This is a genomic window from Streptomyces endocoffeicus (assembly GCF_016741935.1).
Classification (GTDB): domain Bacteria; phylum Actinomycetota; class Actinomycetes; order Streptomycetales; family Streptomycetaceae; genus Streptomyces; species Streptomyces endocoffeicus.
Window position 1 is genome coordinate 146,670 of sequence record NZ_JAERRG010000006.1, and the last position, 17,689, is coordinate 164,358.

The 17,689-nt window shown below is 71.2% G+C and carries 17 protein-coding genes and 1 pseudogene; 9 read left to right on the forward strand and 9 right to left on the reverse strand.

Annotated elements, in window-relative coordinates:
• Positions 1 to 119 precede the first annotated feature (119 nt).
• The 5 genes and pseudogenes from JK364_RS17255 (at position 120) to JK364_RS17275 (ending at position 3,949) form a co-directional block, all read left to right on the forward strand.
• Entirely contained in the window at positions 120 to 1,142 is a 1,023-nt protein-coding gene (locus tag JK364_RS17255) for a dipeptidase (RefSeq protein WP_201851982.1), read from the forward strand.
• A 91-nt stretch (positions 1,143 to 1,233) separates the two neighbouring features.
• Positions 1,234 to 1,329 (forward strand): annotated as a pseudogene (locus JK364_RS55320) (hypothetical protein); the annotation flags it as partial.
• Between the two features lie 205 nt (positions 1,330 to 1,534).
• Entirely contained in the window at positions 1,535 to 2,305 is a 771-nt protein-coding gene (locus JK364_RS17265) for a GNAT family N-acetyltransferase (RefSeq protein ID WP_201851983.1), read from the forward strand.
• A 25-nt stretch (positions 2,306 to 2,330) separates the two neighbouring features.
• Positions 2,331 to 3,440: an o-succinylbenzoate synthase gene (gene menC / locus JK364_RS17270; RefSeq protein ID WP_201851984.1), complete on the forward strand. Its 1,110-nt coding sequence runs from the start codon at positions 2,331 to 2,333 to the stop codon at positions 3,438 to 3,440.
• Positions 3,441 to 3,655: 215 nt separating this feature from the next.
• The gene (locus JK364_RS17275) at positions 3,656 to 3,949 is read left to right on the forward strand and encodes a putative quinol monooxygenase (protein ID WP_201851985.1); all 294 of its coding nucleotides are present in this window, start codon (positions 3,656 to 3,658) and stop codon (positions 3,947 to 3,949) included.
• A gap of 98 nt (positions 3,950 to 4,047) precedes the next feature.
• Here the strand turns inward: JK364_RS17275 and JK364_RS17280 are convergent, their stop codons facing one another.
• Together JK364_RS17280 and JK364_RS17285 are read right to left on the reverse strand one after the other, a co-directional pair.
• On the reverse strand, positions 4,048 to 4,386 hold the full coding sequence (locus tag JK364_RS17280) for a hypothetical protein (protein ID WP_201851986.1): 339 nt from the start codon (positions 4,384 to 4,386) through the stop codon (positions 4,048 to 4,050).
• On the reverse strand, positions 4,379 to 5,323 hold the full coding sequence (locus JK364_RS17285) for a sigma-70 family RNA polymerase sigma factor (protein WP_201851987.1): 945 nt from the start codon (positions 5,321 to 5,323) through the stop codon (positions 4,379 to 4,381). The genes JK364_RS17280 and JK364_RS17285 overlap by 8 nt, the downstream gene beginning before the upstream one ends.
• A gap of 87 nt (positions 5,324 to 5,410) precedes the next feature.
• Here JK364_RS17285 and JK364_RS17290 point away from each other — a divergent pair, with 87 nt between their 5' ends.
• Entirely contained in the window at positions 5,411 to 6,538 is a 1,128-nt protein-coding gene (locus tag JK364_RS17290) for an alkene reductase (RefSeq protein WP_201851988.1), read from the forward strand.
• Here the strand turns inward: JK364_RS17290 and JK364_RS17295 are convergent.
• The 4 genes from JK364_RS17295 to JK364_RS17310 all read right to left on the reverse strand — a co-directional run bounded on the left by JK364_RS17295 (position 6,528) and on the right by JK364_RS17310 (position 10,399).
• The gene (locus tag JK364_RS17295) at positions 6,528 to 7,364 is read right to left on the reverse strand and encodes an undecaprenyl-diphosphate phosphatase (RefSeq protein ID WP_201851989.1); all 837 of its coding nucleotides are present in this window, start codon (positions 7,362 to 7,364) and stop codon (positions 6,528 to 6,530) included. The two genes, JK364_RS17290 and JK364_RS17295, sit on opposite strands and share 11 nt — an antisense overlap.
• A gap of 156 nt (positions 7,365 to 7,520) precedes the next feature.
• The gene (locus JK364_RS17300; RefSeq protein ID WP_069872347.1) at positions 7,521 to 7,922 is read right to left on the reverse strand and encodes an SseB family protein; all 402 of its coding nucleotides are present in this window, start codon (positions 7,920 to 7,922) and stop codon (positions 7,521 to 7,523) included.
• Positions 7,923 to 8,082: 160 nt separating this feature from the next.
• On the reverse strand, positions 8,083 to 9,588 hold the full coding sequence (gene glpK, locus JK364_RS17305) for a glycerol kinase GlpK (RefSeq protein ID WP_201851990.1): 1,506 nt from the start codon (positions 9,586 to 9,588) through the stop codon (positions 8,083 to 8,085).
• A 43-nt stretch (positions 9,589 to 9,631) separates the two neighbouring features.
• Positions 9,632 to 10,399 carry an IclR family transcriptional regulator gene (locus tag JK364_RS17310; RefSeq protein WP_201851991.1) on the reverse strand — a complete coding sequence of 256 codons (768 nt, stop codon included), beginning with the start codon at positions 10,397 to 10,399 and terminating at the stop codon, positions 9,632 to 9,634.
• A gap of 198 nt (positions 10,400 to 10,597) precedes the next feature.
• Here JK364_RS17310 and JK364_RS17315 point away from each other — a divergent pair, with 198 nt between their 5' ends.
• Entirely contained in the window at positions 10,598 to 11,233 is a 636-nt protein-coding gene (locus tag JK364_RS17315; RefSeq protein WP_307841311.1) for an ATP-binding protein, read from the forward strand.
• Here JK364_RS17315 and JK364_RS17320 read toward each other — a convergent pair.
• From JK364_RS17320 to JK364_RS17330, 3 genes are all read right to left on the reverse strand, one after another.
• Positions 11,230 to 12,486, reverse strand: a complete 1,257-nt coding sequence (locus JK364_RS17320; protein WP_201851992.1) for a cytochrome P450 — start codon at positions 12,484 to 12,486, stop codon at positions 11,230 to 11,232. The two genes, JK364_RS17315 and JK364_RS17320, sit on opposite strands and share 4 nt — an antisense overlap.
• Before the next feature lie 86 nt (positions 12,487 to 12,572).
• Positions 12,573 to 13,886, reverse strand: coding sequence for an MFS transporter (locus JK364_RS17325; RefSeq protein WP_201851993.1), 1,314 nt, complete (start codon positions 13,884 to 13,886; stop codon positions 12,573 to 12,575).
• Complete coding sequence (locus JK364_RS17330; RefSeq protein WP_201851994.1) at positions 13,883 to 14,794, reverse strand: LysR substrate-binding domain-containing protein; 912 nt, start codon at positions 14,792 to 14,794, stop codon at positions 13,883 to 13,885. The genes JK364_RS17325 and JK364_RS17330 overlap by 4 nt, the downstream gene beginning before the upstream one ends.
• Before the next feature lie 150 nt (positions 14,795 to 14,944).
• On the opposite strand from JK364_RS17330, the gene JK364_RS17335 reads away from it, so the two are divergent.
• A complete protein-coding gene (locus JK364_RS17335) occupies positions 14,945 to 16,123 on the forward strand; it encodes an L-talarate/galactarate dehydratase (protein WP_201851995.1) in 1,179 nt (392 codons plus the stop codon).
• 201 nt (positions 16,124 to 16,324) lie between these two features.
• Positions 16,325 to 17,662, forward strand: coding sequence for a gluconate:H+ symporter (locus JK364_RS17340; RefSeq protein WP_201851996.1), 1,338 nt, complete (start codon positions 16,325 to 16,327; stop codon positions 17,660 to 17,662).
• The last annotated feature ends 27 nt before the right edge of the window (positions 17,663 to 17,689 follow it).

Genomic DNA, 17,689 nt, shown 5'->3' on the forward strand with positions numbered 1-17,689 from the left:
TTTGTTCTGCGAGACCAAGGCGCGGGGGCTCACCGTGCGTACGTTGAGGACACGTTCCCCGAGCCCTCCGCAGGTATGCCGGGGTCACGTCTGCTCCCGTCCCCGCGAAAGGCTCCGCCGTGTCCTTGAATCCGCGTCACCGCGCCGTCGTCGCCGATGCCCACAACGACCTCCTCATGGCCGTCGCGGCCCGTCCCGCGAAGCGCTGGGGCGGCTACTTCCGGGACCGGTGGCTGCCGCAACTGCGCGCGGGCGGCGTGGACATCCAGGTGCTGCCGGTGTTCGTCGACGACCAGTACCGCCCCGAGGGAGCGCTGCGGCAGACCCTCCGCATGGTCGAGTGCGGCCATGTTCTCGCCGAGGCCAACGCCGACCAGGTCGCGCTGTGCGGCAACGGTGCGGACATCGACAGGGCCCTCGCCGAGGGCAGGATCGCCCTCGTTCTCGCGCTGGAGAGCGCACCGGGCGTCGACACCTCCGTCGAACTGTTCTCCACCCTTTTCCGGCTCGGGGTGCGGATCGCCTCGATCGCCCACTGGGGACGCACCCCGCTCGCCGACGGCAGCCGGGAGAACGCCACCGGCAGCCGGCTCACCCTCCCCGGCATCGAGGCGCTGCGGGAAATGGAGCGCCTGGGCATGCTCTTCGACATCTCCCACCTGGGGGAGAGCGGTGTCGCCCATGTCCTTGAGCTCACCACCCGCCCGCTGATCGCCACCCATTCCTGCGCCCGCGCCCTGCGGGACCACCACCGCAACCTCACCGACGACCAGATCCGTGGGGTGGCCGACACCGGCGGCGTCGTGTGCGTGAACTTCGTCCCGGACTTCCTCACCGACGACCAGGCGAAGGTGAACGTCGACCGGGTCGTCGACCACATCGAGCACATCGCCTCCGTGGCCGGGATCGACCACGTCGGCCTCGGCTCGGACTTTCTCCGCGAGGTCATGGCGGACCTCACCCCACCCTGCTGCGAGAACACCGACGACGAGGACCCCCTGTTCGACTTCCCCGGCCTGGCGGGCCCGGCCGACCTGCCCCTGGTGACCGAGGCGATGACCCGCCGTGGACTGCCCGAGGAGGACGTCCTGAAGATCCTGGGCGGGAACCTGCGACGGCTCATGACCACCCACATGGGCTGACGCCGGCGCAAGCCCGACGGAGCCCCGCGTGTCCTGCGTCCGGCCCATCAGCCGTTCCGCCTCTGGAGGTTTCACCCCGTGCCGCACGATGATGACCGCTTCTCCCCGGCCCGGGACGACCGTCACTCCCACGGTGACGCGGGCCGGCACCTCGAACAACGCCGTACCCGCGCGGGCCGGGCTGAGCGTGGACGTGCGCGTGCCCGATCCGGCGGCGCGGCAGGCGGTCGACCGGCTCATCAGGGCCCTGGAGCCGCGGTTCCGGCCGGATGCCCCGCGCTCGACGGCCTCGGTGCGGTCGGCGACGCTGCGCACGCCGACCACGAACACGTCATCACCGCCACCATGCCGGCCCGTGCCCGGCTGCTGGCCCATCTCGTCGGAGCGCTGCGATGAACGGACCGACTGTCCGAGAACTCCACGTCATGGAGGACTTCGACGCCGTCAATCTCCTCTACGCCGACATCTGGGGGACCGCCCCCGGCAGCGGCTCGCCCATCTCCGCCGAGGTCATGCGGGCCCTGTCCCACTCCGGCAACTACGTGGCCGGAGCGTACGAGGACGACCGGCTGGTGGGGGCCTCCGTCGCCTTCTTCGGCGAGCCCATGGGCACCAGCCTGCACTCGCACATCACCGGCGCCGTCATGGGGCGTGGCGCGGGCCTTGCCCTCAAGACGCACCAGCGGCAGTGGGCACTCGCCCGTCGGTTACGGCGCATCACCTGGACCTACGACCCACTCATCCGCCGCAACGCCTACTTCAACCTGGTCAAGCTCGGCGCCCGGCCGGAGGAGTACCTGACCTCCTTCTACGGTGCGATGGACGACGCCCTCAACGCCGGCGACGAGTCCGACCGGGTCCTGGCCGCCTGGGACCTCACCGCGCCCGCCCCACTCGGAACGATCGAGCCGCCTCCCGGCGCCGCGCACGGCCTCCGCAACCACCATGGCCGCCCGGAGACCGCGGCGACCGACGCCGGCACCGTACTCATCGACCTCCCGGACGACATCGAGGCCCTGCGCCGCACGGATCCCGGCGCCGCCCGGGCCTGGCGCTTGGCCGTACGGCACACCCTGGGCGGCCTGCTCGCCGAAGGCGCCCGCGTCGTCGGCTTCCACGAACGCCGCCGCTACGTGGTCCAGCGCACGACACCCCGTTCCTGACCCGCCTGCAGAGGAGCCACCAGTCATGAAGACGAAGATCTCCGGCGTCGAGCTGCGGCGGATCGCGATGCCGCTCGTCGCCCCGTTCCGTACCTCCTTCGGCGTGGAGACCATCCGCGATGTGCTACTGGTCCGTGTCGTCACCGCCGACCGTGAGGGCTGGGCCGAGTGCGCGGCCATGTCCGAACCTCGCTACTGCTCCGAGTACGTCGACGGTGCGCAGGACGTCCTGCGCAGGTTCCTCATCCCCGCCCTGCCGAAGGACGGCCTGGACGCGCAGGCGGTGGGTCGCCTCCTGGAGCCCTTCACGGGCCACCGCATGGCGAAGTCCGCGCTGGAGACAGCGGTGCTGGACGCCCAACTCCGCGGCGTCGGCGAGTCCTTCGGCGGCTATCTGGGTGCCGCCCGGGACCGGGTGCCCTGCGGTGTCTCCGTCGGGATCACGGACTCCGTGCCCGCGCTCCTCGACGCCGTGGCGGGATACCTCGCCGAGGGCTATGTCCGGATCAAGCTGAAGATCGAGCCCGGTTGGGACGTCGAACCCGTACGCGCCGTGCGCGAGCGCTTCGATGACGATCTGCTCCTGCAAGTCGACGCCAACGCCGCCTACACCCTGGCCGACGCACAACACCTCGCCCAATTGGACGACTTCCGCCTTCTGCTGATCGAACAGCCGCTGGCCGACGACGACCTGGTCCAGCACGCCGAACTGGCGAAGCTGTTGCGCACCCCGATCTGCCTGGACGAGTCCATCAAGTCGGCCGCCGACGCCGCGGCGGCCATCTCTCTCGGCTCCTGCTCCGTCATCAACATCAAGCCGGCCCGGGTCGGCGGCTATCTCGAAGCCCGCCGCATCCACGACCTCGCCCGCGCCCATGGCATCCCCGTCTGGTGCGGCGGCATGCTGGAGACCGGTATCGGCCGCGCCGCCAATGTCGCCCTGGCCGCCCTGCCGGGCTGCACCCTCCCCGGCGACACCTCCGGCTCCAGCCGCTACTTCGCCACCGACATCACACAGCCGTTCGTCCTCACCGACGGCCACCTCGAGGTCCCCACCGGCCCCGGCCTCGGCGTCGAGCCGCTGCCCGATGTCCTCAACGAGGTCACCACCTCCAGCGAATGGATACCGCTGTGAGCACGTATCGGGCCTGAGTGACGAGCATGGGGAAGCGCGGACCGCTCTCCGCGATATCCGGGATGCGTGAACGGCAGGGCACCGCGATCGCGCGGCACCACGGGCCGGGCGATGAGTTTCGCGGATGTCGGAAGTCCACACACGTGGGTTGCGGCGATTCGGCCGGCCCTTCCCGGGGCTGCGTCCCCGGGGATGCGAGAGAAGGGAAGAGCGGCGTGTCGGTCATTGTCGCCGGTAAGTTGTATGTGGACCCCAAGGAGAGGGACCGCTTCGTCGAGGGGCACCGCCCCATCGTGGAGGCGGCCCGCAGCCGGCCAGGCTGCCTCGACTTGTCCATCTCGCCCGATCCGATCGAGCCGGGCCGCGTGAACAACTTCGAGCACTGGGAGTCGCAGGAGGCCCTCGACGCCTTCCGGGCGGTGGCACCGCGCCCCTCCGTATCCGTCGACATCAGGGACGACCAGGTATTCAAGCACGAGATCTCGCATACCGGACTGCCCTTCGGCTGACGGGTTTTGCCGGAGATACCGCCCTCGCCCACCCCGCCCCACGCACAGCTCGACGTCCGTCTCACCACGCACGACACGGTCCAAGCCCAGCCGGGCCCTCAGCGTCCCCGCACCCGGCGGCCCCACCGGCGCAGCAGCCCCCGCCGGGCCCGGGGAGCCCGGGGTCCGGAGGGCCGGCGGCCCTCCGGACCGAGGCGGCTCGGCGTCCACTGACCGTCGGGGGACAGGATCGGTGCCTTGCGCTCCGCCTGCGCCCGGATCTCGTGGTGGGAGTCATACGCGGTCACCCGGAACGCCTCGTCGTGGGAGGCCAGAGCCGCCCGCAGGGCCGCGCCGGTGGCACCACGGCGCCGGGCGAGGGACGCCACCCAGCCGAGGAGGCTCATGAGTGCGGCGAGCACACCGGCGACGATCAGATACGGCAGTAAGTCACCCATGGGCCGAGGCTACGTGAGGCCGTACGTCGTCGAGCAGGCCCAGTTCCAGACGGCCCAGCCGCACGGGGTCGGCGATCACCTCGTACGCGGCGATCCTCCCGTCCTCGACGGTGACGGTCAGGGCGAGGAGCAGCCGGCCGCGCGGGGCCACGACCACCCCTACGGACCCGTTCACCAGCGCGGGCTCCGCGAACCGCGCCCTCGGCGCGAAACCGGCGGTCTCCTCCGCCACCGCCCGCGCACCGCGGGCCACCGTGGGCACCCCCTCGGGCAGGGCGGCGCGGTCGGCACGCCGGACGACATCCGGGTCGAGCACCGCGAGCAGCGCCTCCATGTCGCCGCCGCGCGCGGCGGCGAGGAAGGCGTCGACGGTGCGCCGCTGCCGGTCCAACTCGGCGCGGGGCACGGCCGCGACGCCCCGCACCTTCTGGCGGGCGCGGCTGGCGAGCTTCTTCGCGGCGACCGGTGAGCGCTCCACGATGGGCGCGATCCGGTCGAACGGCACCGCGAACACATCGTGCAGCACAAAGGCGATCCGCTCGGCCGGGCCCAGCGTGTCCAGCACCACGAGCAGCGCCCTGCCGACCGAGTCGGCCAGCACCGCCTCGTCCTCCGGACCGCCGCCGTCCCCGGTCTCCCGGGCCATCTCGGGCAGCTCCTGGCCGACCGGTTCCTCCCGGCGCGCGGTGCGGGAGCGCAGCATGTCCAGGCAGATCCGGGAGACGACCGTCCGCAGCCAGCCGGTCAGGTTCCCGACCGCCTCGGCGTCCGCGCGGCTGAGCCGCAGCCATGTCTCCTGTACGGCGTCGTCCGCCTCGCTGAGCGAGCCGAGCATCCGGTAGGCGACCGCCCGCAGCCGGCCGCGGTGCGTCTCGAAGCGCTCCGCCAGCGCGTCCTGTGGGTGCCGGTGTTCGTTTCCCGGTTTCCGCCCGTCCATCGGTCACCTTTCCTCGCCGCGCTCCGTCACTTCCTCAGACGTAACCACGACGTATCCCACGCGGCAGAGGTGACGAGGAGAGACATCATGACCACCACCTGTTCGACCGTCCTGGACCAGCCGCTGCTGCGCCCGGTGGAGCTGGGGGACCTCCGGCTGCCCAACCGGGTGGTGATGGCCCCCATGACCCGGGCCCGGGCCACGGGCGAGGGGCTGGTCCCGAACGGTATGCACACGGACTACTACGGTCAGCGGGCCGGGGCCGGGCTGATCGTCACCGAGGGGACCTGGGTGAGCGAGCGGGCCATCGGCTTCCCGAACGTCCCCGGTGTCCACAGCGAGGAGCAGATCGGCGGGTGGCGCCGGGTCACCGACGTCGTCCACGCCCTCGGCGGCCGGATCGTGCTGCAGCTGTGGCACACCGGCGCCGCCTCGCACCCCGACCACCTCGGGGGCGCCCTTCCGGCCGGTCCGTCGGCGGTCGACCCCCGGGAGCGGACCTACACCCCCGGCGGGCCCAAGGCCACGGTCACCCCGCGGGAGATGACGACCACCGATATCCGGGACACGGTGGCGGAGTACGGCGCGGCCGCGGTGAACGCCCGCCGCGCCGGTTTCGACGGCGTCGAGGTGCACGCCCTGGGCCCGTTCCTGATCCCGCAGTTCCTCAATCCACGGCTGAACCGCCGCCGCGACGCCTACGGCGGCGACCCGGCCGGGCGGCGGCGACTGCTGATGGAGATCGTGGACGCGGCGGCCGCGGCCTGGGACGGCCGCCGGGTGGGCGTGCGCCTGTCGCCGTACTGGACCGCCGAGCGGTTCACCGCCGACGAGCGGACGCTCGCCGACTACGACGCGCTCGTGGCGGAGCTGTGCGACCACCCCGTGGCCTATCTGCATCTGCGGGGGCCGGCCCCCGCCGCGCCGGGCGCCGCCCCGGACCATGACCCCTTCGCCCGCTACCGGCGCCGCTTCGACGGCCCGCTGATCGCCAACCACGGCTTCGACCGGGAGACCGGCAACGCGCTGATCGACGCCGGGCTCGCGGACGCCGTCTCCTACGCCACCCACTTCGTGGCCAACCCCGACCTCGTGGCCCGGTTCGCCCTGGACCGCGAGCTGGCGGCGGGCGACCCGGGCACGTACTACACCGGCGGGGCGGGCGGCTATGTCGACTATCCGGCGAGCCGCTGGGGGGACGGCGTCAGGCGCTGAGGACGCCCGTGCCGAGCAGCCCGAACAGCGCCACACCGATCACGATCCGGTAGATCACGAAGGCGTTGAACGAATGCTTGGCGACGAACTTCAGCAGCCAGGAGATGGAGGCGTAGGCCACCGCGAACGACACCACCGTGCCGACCGCGAGCGGCATCGCGCCCACGCCACCGCCCATGGCGTCCTTGAGCTCGTAGAGCCCCGCGCCGGTCAGCGACGGAATGCCCAGGAAGAACGAGAGCCGGGTGGCGGCCACCCGGTCCAGGTCGAGCATCAGGCCGGTGGCCATCGTGGCGCCCGAGCGGGAGAAGCCGGGGAAGAGCAGCGCCAGGATCTGCGAGGAGCCGACCAGCATCGCGTCCTTGACGCTGGTGTCGTCCTCCCCGCGCTTGTGGCGGCCCATCCGGTCGGCCAGCCACATCAGCCCGCTGCCCACGATCAGCGAGGCGGCCACCACCCACAGGGAGGCGAGCGGGCCCTCGATCAGCGGCTTGGCCGCCAGGCCCACGACCACGATGGGGATCGTGGCGTAGATGACCCACCAGGCGAACTTGTAGTCGTGGTGGTACCGCTCCTCGCGGTTGACCAGCCCCCGCGCCCATGCGGTGGCGAAGCGGCGGATGTCGCTGAAGAAGTACAGCAGGACGGCGGCGATGGCGCCGACCTGGATCACCGCGGTGAAGGCCACGACGGACTTGTCGTCCACCGGGATGTCCATCAGCCCCTCAGTGATCTTGAGGTGGCCGGTGGACGAGACCGGGAGGAATTCCGTGACCCCCTCCACGACGCCGAGAACGACGGCCTGTCCGATGTTGATCGCGCTCACGTGGTCCGTCCCGCCGGTGTCTTTCCGTGATCGGTTGTCCACGGGACGGTAGACGATGAGTCGGGACGGTGGCCAATCAGCGAACGGCCCGCCGGGATCGGGCGTCGCCGCGGCCCGTGCCCGTACGAAGCGGGAGCACGGGCCGCCGCGGGAGGGTCAGGCGGCCGGGCCGGAGCCGCTGAGCAGGCTCCGCACGCCGTTGGCCGAGAGGGTGACGGCCTCCGGGGCGCCCGCGTCGATGGTCAGCGAGAGCTCTTCGGAGGGCCATCCCTGGGCCAGCGCGCCCAGCGGCACCAGGTGGTACCGCTCGATCTGGGGCAGGGCCTGGTGCATCCGGGCCGGAGTGGTGAAGACCGGTACCAGCTGCGCGCCGTCCTCCTGCTGGAACACGGGCAGGGTCACGGCCTGCGGGTCCGTCTCCTCTCCGGTCTCGGCGGAAGGGAGGAGGACCTCACTGTTGGCAAGGGTGTTCAGCGCCGACTCGTCCGCCCGGTCGGCCGCCAGCTCGCCTAGGGCCTGCTGGGTGGCGGAGACGTTTTCATCGGAAGGGCTGGTCATGATTCCGTCCATGGATCGGGTTTTGGGTCTTCATGGGTTTCTGGGTCCCAGAGCGGCTCGAGTGAACAGCCGCGGCTGGCTCGAATACCCCGCCTCAGGGAACTCACACGTCCCGTTCCGCCTCGATTCCTCCGCGGTCCATGGAGGCATATGCCCCGGGCTACGACGCGGCCCAGCCCAGCGACCTCTCGACCGCCCGCCGCCAGTTCTCGTACTCCGCCTCCCGCCGCGCGGGGTCCATCGTGGGCATCCACTGGGCCGCGCGGTGCCAGTTGCGGCGCAGCCCCTCCAGATCCGGCCAGTAGCCGGAGGCGAGCCCCGCGGCGTAGGCGGCGCCGAGGGAGACGGTCTCGGAGACCATGGGCCGCACCACGGGCATGTCCAGGACATCGGCCAGGAACTGCATCAGCAGATTGTTGGAGGTCATCCCGCCGTCCACCTTCAGCCCGCGCAGCGGCCGAGGTGAGTCGGCGTTGATGGCGTCGACCACCTCCCGGGTCTGCCACCCGGTGGCCTCCAGGACGGCCCGGGCCAGATGCCCCCTGGTGATGTACGAGGTGAGCCCCACGATCACCCCGCGCGCGTCGCTGCGCCAGTGCGGGGCGAACAGCCCGGAGAAGGCGGGGACGATGTAGCAGCCGCCGTTGTCCTCGACGCCGCGGGCGAGGGTCTCGATCTCGGGGGCGCTGTGGATCAGCCCCAGGCGGTCGCGGAACCACTGCACCAGCGAGCCGGTGACGGCGATCGGACCCTCCAGGGCGTAGACCGGCGGTTCGCCGCCGACCTTGTAGCCCACCGTGGTCAGCAGCCCGTGCCGGGACCGTACGAGCTCGGTGCCGGTGTTGACCAGGAGGAAGCTGCCGGTGCCATAGGTGCACTTCGCCTCGCCGGGGGCGAAGCACGTCTGCCCGAACAGCGCCGCCTGCTGATCGCCGAGGGCGGCGCAGATCGGGACGTCCGGCAGCAGGGCGCGGGCCATGCCGTAGCACTCGGCGGAGGAGCGGATCTCCGGCAGCATCGCCCGGGGCACATCGAAATAGGCCAGCAGTTCATCGTCCCAGGCCAGGCTGCGGATGTTCATCAGCATGGTGCGGCTGGCGTTGGTGGCGTCGGTCAGATGCAGTCCGCCGTCGGGCCCTCCGGTGAGGTTCCAGATCAGCCAGCTCTCCATGGTGCCGAACAGCACCTCGCCGCGCTCCGCGCGCTCGCGCAAGCCGTCGACATGGTCGAACAGCCAGCGCAGCCGGGGCGCGGAGAAGTAGGTCGTGGGCGACAGACCGCAGCGTTCCAGGAAGAAGTCGTCACCGGTGGTCCGCCGCAGCTCCTCGACATAGCCGCTGGTACGGGTGTCCTGCCAGGTGATGGCGCGGCCCACCGGAACGCCGGTGCGCCGGTCCCAGACCACCGTGGTCTCGCGCTGATTGGCGATGCCGATCGCCGCGATCTGCTCGGGCCGGATCCCCGCGCCCTCCAGGGCCCGGGGGACGACGACACGGCGCAGATGGGACCAGATCTCGGTGGGGTCGTGCTCGGCCCAGCCGGGCCTGGCGAAGTACTGCTCATGTTCTCGCTGGCCGACCGAGACCAGCCGTCCCTGGTGGTCGAAGAGGATGCACCGGGTGGACATGGTGCCCTGGTCGATGGACATCACATAGCGTTCAACCATGGCCTGGCCTGCCTTCGGGCGGGTTGGAGCAGGGCATGGGGCATCACCAGCGGGTCGCGCCGAGATCGCGGGAGATCGCCCGGGAGGCGTCGCGCGTCAGCCCGACGAGCGAGCCGTGCGGCCGTCCCTTGCTGTCGCAGAGGCGGTCCATGGCGCCGGAGATGCCGACGGCGCCCACCACCAGGCCGCCCTGTCCGCGGATCGGCGCGGCGATATCCGCCTCGCCCATCATCATTTCCTGTGCCGCGAACGCCCACCCGGTGTCGCGGATCTCGGCCAGCGCCCGGCTCAGCCGCTGGGGGGAGTCGAGCGTGTGCCGGGTGTAGCTCTCCAGTTCGGTTTCCATGAGCGGCTCCAGGGGAGTCGCCCCGTACGCCAGCAAGATCTTGCCCAGCGCACTGGCGTGCAGGGGCAGCAGCGAGCCCACGTCCAGGGTCTGGAAGGTGTCATCGGGCCGGAAGACGTGGTGGACGATGAGGACCTTGCCCTCCAGGGGCACCCCGAGGCGGACCGCCTCACCGCTGCGCGCGGCCAGGGCGTCGGTCCAGTTGATGGAGCGGGACCGCAGCTCGTTGATGTCGAGATAGCTGGTCCCCAGGTGCAGCAGCGCCGCGCCGAGCTGGTACTTCCCCGTCGCCTTGTCCTGTTCGACGAAGTCGACGCTCTGCAGGGTGCGCAGGATGCCGTGGGCGGTGCCCTTCGCGAGGCCGAGCGAGGCCGCCACCTCGCCCAGACTGAGCCGACCGGACCCCTGGGCGAGCAGCCGCAGGATCGCCGCCGCCCGCTCGATGGACTGCACCGGGCCGGCCATGTCGCGATCGTAGCTCTTCGGCCAGTGGCACAGCCTGTCGGCGTGGACGCCGAACGTTCGGCAATGCCGACCCGGGTTCGTTGACCCCGGCGGTTGGCGCCCATAGCGTCCGTATCGGGACAAGAAGAGCAGTATGCCGAAAGGTGCCCCGAAGGGCGCCCGGCAGAGAGGCACAACCCGGCTTGGAGAGGAGGAGACGTGGCGGAACAACTGAGCCTGCCGACGCCCGGCGTCACCGTGCCCGGTATCACCAGGCACGGCGTGACCGGGCAGGCCGCGGGGACCGTCGATCTCACCGACGTCCGTCTCATCGGCTCCCAGGCGCCGGACCCGGACTTCCCGGACTCCCTGATGGCGTCGGGGGCCGCCCGCGCCGAAATCCCGGCCCGGCCGCCGGCGGCGAAGCGCGATGCGGCCCCGGCCCGGCCCTCGGCGGACGAGACCGGCGACCATGTCCTGCCCGTCCCGCACATCTGCGAGGCCGTCGCCACCGTACGGCGGCGGGCGCACGCGCTGCTGTCCGCATGGGAGCTGCCGGCCGACCGGGTCGACGAGGCGCTCATGGTGATCTCGGAGCTGGTCACCAACGCGATCCTGCACGCCCTGCCCCCGGCCGTGCTGCGGCTGAGCTGGACCGAGTGCGAGGGCCGCGCCGGCCTGCGCATCGAGGTCACCGACGGGGGCCCGATCCCCGCCGACCAGCGGGCGGACGAGGACATCGAGCCCGATGAGCACGGCCGCGGGCTCGGCATCGTCACCGCGCTGTCCTCGCGCCACGGCAGCCGCACCTGCCATGAGGGCATCACCTGGTGGGCGGACCTGCCGGCCGCCTAACCGACGGCACGGTCCCAGGTGACCGGGAGCCGGTGGACTCCGTAGATCAGCATGTCGTGGCGCAGCGGCACCTCGTCGGGCGGCACCGCCAGGCGCAGCGTGGGGAAGCGCCGCAGCAGGGCGGGGTAGCCGGTCCGCATCTCCAGCCGCGCCAGATGCTGGCCCAGGCACTGGTGAACGCCGTGGCCGAAGGCGATCTGATCGCCCGGGTCGCGGGTGATGTCCAGGGCGTCCGGGGCGGCGAACCGCGCGGCGTCCCGGTTGGCCGAGGCCAGCGCCCCGACCACCGTCTCCCCGGCCCGTACCCGCGCCCCGGCGATCTCCAGGTCCTCCCGGGCGACCCGTACGATCCCGAACTGGACGATGGTCAGATACCGCAGCAGCTCCTCGACCGCGTGGTCGATCACCTCGGGCCGCTCGCGCACCCCGCGCGACTGCTCGGGGTGGCGCAGCAGCGCGTAGGTGCCCAGGGCCAGCATGTTCGCCGTCGTCTCATGCCCCGCGACGAGCAGCAGCAGCCCCACACCGGTCAGCTCCTCGTCGGTCAGCCCGGCCGCCGTGGCGCTGCCGGGGCCGCCGGGCGCGCCGTGGTCGCCGTTGACGAGACGCGAGAGCAGCGCCTCGTCCGGCCGCTGCCGCTTGGCGTCGATCAGCCCCCGCATGTACTCCCACAGCGCGTCCCGGGCCGCGTAGACCTCCTCCTCGCGCCGGCCGAGCCGGAGCAGCACGGTGGCCCACCGCTGGAAGTCGGTCCGGTCCTCGTACGGCACGCCCAGCAGCTCGCAGATCACCAGTGACGGGATCGGCTGGGCGAACGATGTCACCAGGTCGGCCGGGGGACCGGCACGCTCCATCGCGGCCAGGTGGTCCTCGACGATCTCCTCGATCCGCGGCCGCAGCCCCCGCAGCCCCCGGGCGGTGAACCACGTGCTCAGCAGCCGCCGGTAGCGGGTGTGCTCGGGCGGGTCCATGCCGATGAACGAGCCCAGCATGCGGCGGTCGTCCGGGCGGACCGGAAACGCGTGCACCGGCGAGGAGGCGCGGCGGCGGTCCGAGCTGAAGCGGTCGTCCGACAGCAGCCGCGTCACGTCCTCGTGCCGGGTGAGCAGCCAGCCCACCTTGCCGTCCGGAAAGGCCAGCCGACTGGCCCCGCCGTCCTCCCGCAGCGCCGCGTAGGCACCGGGCGGATCGAAGGGGCAGTCGCGATGTCTGGGCAGCGGCGCCGGAGCCGACGCGCGTGATGTGACGGACACGGAAACGCTCCCTTCGAAGGCGACGAAGGCGAACCGAGTCCCTCTTTCGAGCCTAGCTCCGCACGGTGGGCCGGGCGACGCGAGCCTTACGGCAACGGGCCCCCACCTTGGGCGGATTTCCGGGCCGGTGTGCCATCGTGGCGCCGGGCGAGAGGAGACACCGGGAGGTCCCGGGAGCGCCGGATGGGGGAGAAGAGCAGGATCAGCCCGGCGAGCGGAATGCCCGCCGTGGTGATCCACATGGCGGCGCGCAGGCCCAGCGCGGTGCCGAGCGCACCGCCGAGCAGGGCCCCGAGGGGCAGCGTTCCGTAGCTGATGAACGCCGATGTCGCGGTGAGCCGGCCCAGGAGCTCCGGCGGGCAGTAGCGCTGCTGGAAGCTCGCCTTGATCACATTGCCGCCCACCACACCGGCGGTGACGCAGACACCGCCCGCCACGAACAGCGCCGTCCCGGGCCCCTCGACGGTCATCGGCATCAGCAGGGCGCCGACGGCCAGGCCCACTTCGAACAGGAGGGTCGCCCGTGCGTCGCCGACCCGGGCGGCGACGCGGCGGGCGCAGAACGCCCCGGCGACGCCCCCGAGGCTGACGGCCGCGATGAGGCCGCCGACCAGCCCCGGTGCCAGACCGACGGTCCGGACCAGGAAGACCACCGCGATCGACTGGTATCCCATCAGCGCCAGATTGGACGCGGCCGCGAAGAGCGTCAGGGTGCGCAGCCACCGGTCGCCGGCGATCAGCCGCAGCCCCTCGGCCACCTCGCGGGCCAGCGCCCGGGGCGGGCGCTCGGCCCGGGGGACGCGCGGTTCGCGGAAGCGGATGCCGGTCAGGCAGAGCAGGGAGACCAGAAAGGTCGCGGCGTTGACGAACATCCCGTTCACCGCGCCCGCCAGCTGTGCGATCAGACCGCCGGAGCCCTGCCCGGCGATCTGCGCGGCGGACGCGCTGCCGTGCAGTTTGGCATTGCCCTCCGGCTGGTCGGCGGGGTCCAGGAGCCCGGCGAGATAGGCGCTGTAGGCGGTCTGGAAGAACACCGCCGCCGTACCCGTCAGCAGGGCGACGGCCAGCAGCAGCCCGACGCTCAGCAGCCCGGTCCGGGCGGCCACCGGGACGGATGCGAACAGCACCAGCGAGGCCGCGGCGGCGGCCAGCATCACCGGCCTCCGGGGCAGCCGGTCCACCCACGCCCCCACCGGAAGACCGATGAGCAGCCAAGGGGCCCAAGCGGTGGCGGCCAGCAGACCGACCTCGAAGGTGTCCGCGTGCAGGGTGGAGACGGCGATCAGCGGCATCGCCACACCGGTGACGGCCGAACCGTACTTCCCCGCGGTCTCGCCGCACCACAGCAGCCGGAAGTCGCGGTGGCGCCGCAGCAGGCCACCGGAGGTTCTGGGAGTCACGCCGGTCGGGCTCCTCGGTCGGGGAGAAGGGCGGCCGCGTGGCGGAGAAGCGCGTGCAGGGCCGGGTTGTCATTGTTCTTGCGCCACACGAGATTGAGTTCTACCGGCTCCGGAGTGGTCAGGTCCACCGATTTGAAGACGGTGTTCGGGTAGCGCGGCCGGGCGGCCGTCTCCGGGACCAGGGCCACTCCCCAGCCGCCGTTCACCAGGGCCAGGATGGTGTGGACCTGGCTCAGGTACTGGGAGAAGACCGGGGTGGCGTGTGCGGCGCGGAAGATGCTGATGAGCAGCTCGTTGAAGTAGCGCGCCTCGATGGGCGAGTACATCAGCAGTTCCTGCCCGTCGAAGTCGGCCACCTTCAGCGGCCCTTCGCCCGCCGCCAGCGGATGCCCGGTCGGCAGGGCGGCCAGCAGCCGCTCCCGGGCCGCGGGCCGGGAGCGCAGATCCGGTCCGGTGACCGAGGGCCGCACCAGCCCCAGGTCCAGGCTCTGCTCGGTGACGGCCTCCAGCTGGTCACGGGTGACCATCTCGCGCAGGGTGATCTCCGCGCCCGGCATGGCCGCACGGGCGATCTCCAGCAGTGTGCCGAGCACGGAGTGGGCGCTGGCCGCCGTGAAACCGATGGCGATGCTCCCCGCCTCGCCCGTGGCCACCTGCTGGGCGGCGAGCACGGCGTGCTCGGACTGGCGCAGGATGCGGCGGGCCTCGGTGAGGAAGGCGCGTCCCGCGGGGGTGAGCCGCACCGAGCGGTTGGTGCGCTCCAGCAACTGGACCCGCAACTCGGTCTCCAGCAGCTGGATCTGGCGGCTCAGCGGCGGCTGGGTCATCTTCAGCCGCTCCGCGGCCCGGGTGAAATGCAGCTCCTCGGCGACCGTCACAAAGCTGGTGAGTTGCATGAGCGTGAACAACGATGCTCTCCCGGTATCAACGCATGCCAATTTTAAGTTAGACGTAGATCGTCCGGCGACCTTAGCTTGCAAAGGAGCTCGTCGGCCGCCCGGGCGGTTCCGACGACATCCACTCGCCCCGCCTACGGGCCCCACACGCAGGGACAACACGTGGTGACCACATCGCATACGGCAACGCACACCGCGCAGCAGGCAGGTGAGGCGACCCTCGACCGGGTCTCCTGGATCCGAGTGTCCTCGGTCGTCCTTCCCCTGGCCACTCCCATCAGCGACGCCAAGGTGCTCACCGGGCGCCAGAAGCCGATGACGGAGGTGGCCTTCCTCTTCGTCGAACTCGCCACCGAGGAGGGGCACGAGGGCATCGGCTTCAGCTACTCCAAGCGCGCCGGAGGGCCCGGCCAGTTCGCCCACGCCCAAGAGATCGCGCCCACCCTCCTCGGCGAGGACCCCAGCGACATCGCCAAGATCTGGACGAAACTGGTGTGGGCCGGCGCCTCCGTGGGCCGCAGCGGGCTGTCCACCCAGGCGATCGCGGCCTTCGACATCGCCCTGTGGGACCTCAAGGCCAAGCGGGCCGGGCTGCCGCTGGCCAAGCTGCTGGGCGCGCACCGCGACACCGTCCGCTGCTACAACACCTCCGGTGGCTTTCTGCACACGCCGACCGAGCAGCTGCTGGAGAACGCGACGGCCTCGCTGGCCAGTGGAATCGGCGGTATCAAGATCAAGGTGGGGCAGCCGGACGGCAAGGAGGACCTGCGCCGGCTGACCGCCGTACGGGAGCACCTGGGCGACGACGTACCGCTCATGGTGGACGCCAATCAGCAGTGGGACCGGCCCACCGCACAGCGCATGGGGCGCGCCTTCGAGGAGTTCGGCCTGGTCTGGATCGAGGAGCCGCTGGACGCCTATGACGCGGCCGGTCACGCGGCCCTCGCCGCCTCGCTGGACACCTCCGTGGCCACCGGGGAGATGCTGGCCAGTGTGGCCGAACACTGGGAGCTGATACGCCACAACGCGGCGGACATCATTCAGCCCGACGCACCGCGCATCGGTGGCATCACCCAGTTCCTCAAGCTGGCCACCCTCGCCGACCAGCACCATCTGCAACTCGCCCCGCACTTCGCGATGGAGATCCACCTCCATCTGGCGGCCGCCTATCCGCAGGAGCCGTGGGTGGAGCACTTCGACTGGCTGGAGCCGCTGTTCAACGAGCGGCTGGAGATCCGCGACGGCCGGATGCGGGTGTCCGCACGGCCCGGTCTCGGCGTCACCCTCAGCGAGCAGGCCCGCGCCTGGACGGGCGCCAAGGCGGAGTTCGGCGCCCGATAAGCCCGTTTCGCTCCCACGGGGCCCGTTTCGCGCCCACGCCGGTCACGGATCCATGGCCGTACCCATTGACCGGTGGTGTTCACCCCTCTAGCCTCCATCTGCATATATAGACGGAGTGCATGTACGTGGACTCCTTGGCCCGTCTGGCAGCCGTTCGAGTCTCCGGCTCAACCGGCCGCAGTTCAAAGGGGAACTGAAGACATGCCTCTAGTCGTCGTCGGAATCAGCGTGGCGATCCTGCTGTTCCTCATGACCAAGCTGAAGCTCAACGGCTTCATCGCCCTGCTCCTCGTGGCCGTCGGCGTCGCGCTGGTGCAGGGGGTCGAGATGGAGAAGATCCCCGATGTCCTCGGAGAGGGCGTCGGGGGTCAGATCGGCGACACCATGCTCGTCGTCGGTCTGGGCGCCATGGTCGGCCGGGTCATGGGCGACTGCGGCGCGGCCCAGCGCATAGCCAACACCCTCATCGACACCTTCGGACTGCGCTGGGTCCAGGTGGCGATGGTGGTCACCGCCATGCTCATCGGCGTGACCATGTTCTACGAGGTGGCCTTCGTCATCATCGTGCCGGTGGCGTTCACCATCGTCCGGGTCACCCGCAAGAACCTGCTGTGGGTCGGCCTTCCGATGTCCATCGCCCTGTCCACCATGCACAGCTTCCTGCCGCCCCACCCCGGGCCCACCGCGGTGGCCTCGACCTTCCACGCCTCCGTCGGCCTGACCCTGTTCTACGGGCTGTTCATCGCCGTGCCGGCCGGTGCGCTGATCGCCCTGGTGTGGCCGCGCCTTCCGTTCGTCCGCCGGATGGACCCCGAGATCCCCAAGGGCCTGGTCAGCGAGCGCACCTTCACCGAGGAGGAGATGCCGGGCCTCGGCTGGTCGCTGTCGGTGGCCCTGGTCCCGGTGGTGCTGATCGCGGGCGCCGCGGTGACCGACATGGCCGTGTCCGGCTCCAGCCCGGTCCTGCACTTCATCACCTTCATCGGATCCGCGCCGATCGCCCTGCTGCTGACCCTGCTGCTGGCGGTGTGGGCGTTCGGCCCGCGGATCGGCCGGAGCCTGTCCGAGGTCAGCGCCTCCTGCAACTCCGCCGCCCAGGCGATGGCGATGATCCTGCTGGTCATCGGGGCCGGTGGCGCGTTCAAGAATGTGCTGGTCGAGGGCGGGATATCCGACTACATCAAGGACCTCACCGACGACTGGTCCATCTCGCCGATCATCCTCGCCTGGCTCATCGCCGTCGTCCTGCGGATCGCGCTCGGATCCGCCACGGTCGCCGTGGTCACCGCCGCCGGTGTGGTGCAGCCGCTCCTGGAGAACAGCGGAGTCCACCCCGAGCTGATGGTCCTCGCCGTCTCGTGTGGATCGATCGCCTTCAGCCATGTGAACGACCCCGGCTTCTGGATGTTCAAGGAGTACTTCAACCTCTCCGTCATCGACGCCATCAAGGCGCGCACCACCTACACCACCGTGCTCGCGGTCCTCGGCCTCGGCGGCGTGCTGGCCGTCGAGGCCGCCCTCGAAGCACTCAATGTCTGACACTGCAGGTCCGACACTCAACGTCTG

Excerpts from the sequence above, each read along its gene's own strand:
- glpK (WP_201851990.1), bottom strand. The coding sequence starts at position 9,588 with ATGGTTGAACGCTATGTGATGTCCATCGACCAGGGCACCATGTCCACC.
- menC (WP_201851984.1), top strand. The coding sequence starts at position 2,331 with ATGAAGACGAAGATCTCCGGCGTCGAGCTGCGGCGGATCGCGATGCCG.
- JK364_RS17265 (WP_201851983.1), top strand. The coding sequence starts at position 1,535 with ATGAACGGACCGACTGTCCGAGAACTCCACGTCATGGAGGACTTCGAC.
- JK364_RS17310 (WP_201851991.1), bottom strand. The coding sequence starts at position 10,399 with ATGGCCGGCCCGGTGCAGTCCATCGAGCGGGCGGCGGCGATCCTGCGG.
- JK364_RS17290 (WP_201851988.1), top strand. The coding sequence starts at position 5,411 with ATGACCACCACCTGTTCGACCGTCCTGGACCAGCCGCTGCTGCGCCCG.
- JK364_RS17285 (WP_201851987.1), bottom strand. The coding sequence starts at position 5,323 with ATGGACGGGCGGAAACCGGGAAACGAACACCGGCACCCACAGGACGCG.
- JK364_RS17340 (WP_201851996.1), top strand. The coding sequence starts at position 16,325 with ATGCCTCTAGTCGTCGTCGGAATCAGCGTGGCGATCCTGCTGTTCCTC.
- JK364_RS17300 (WP_069872347.1), bottom strand. The coding sequence starts at position 7,922 with ATGACCAGCCCTTCCGATGAAAACGTCTCCGCCACCCAGCAGGCCCTA.
- JK364_RS17280 (WP_201851986.1), bottom strand. The coding sequence starts at position 4,386 with ATGGGTGACTTACTGCCGTATCTGATCGTCGCCGGTGTGCTCGCCGCA.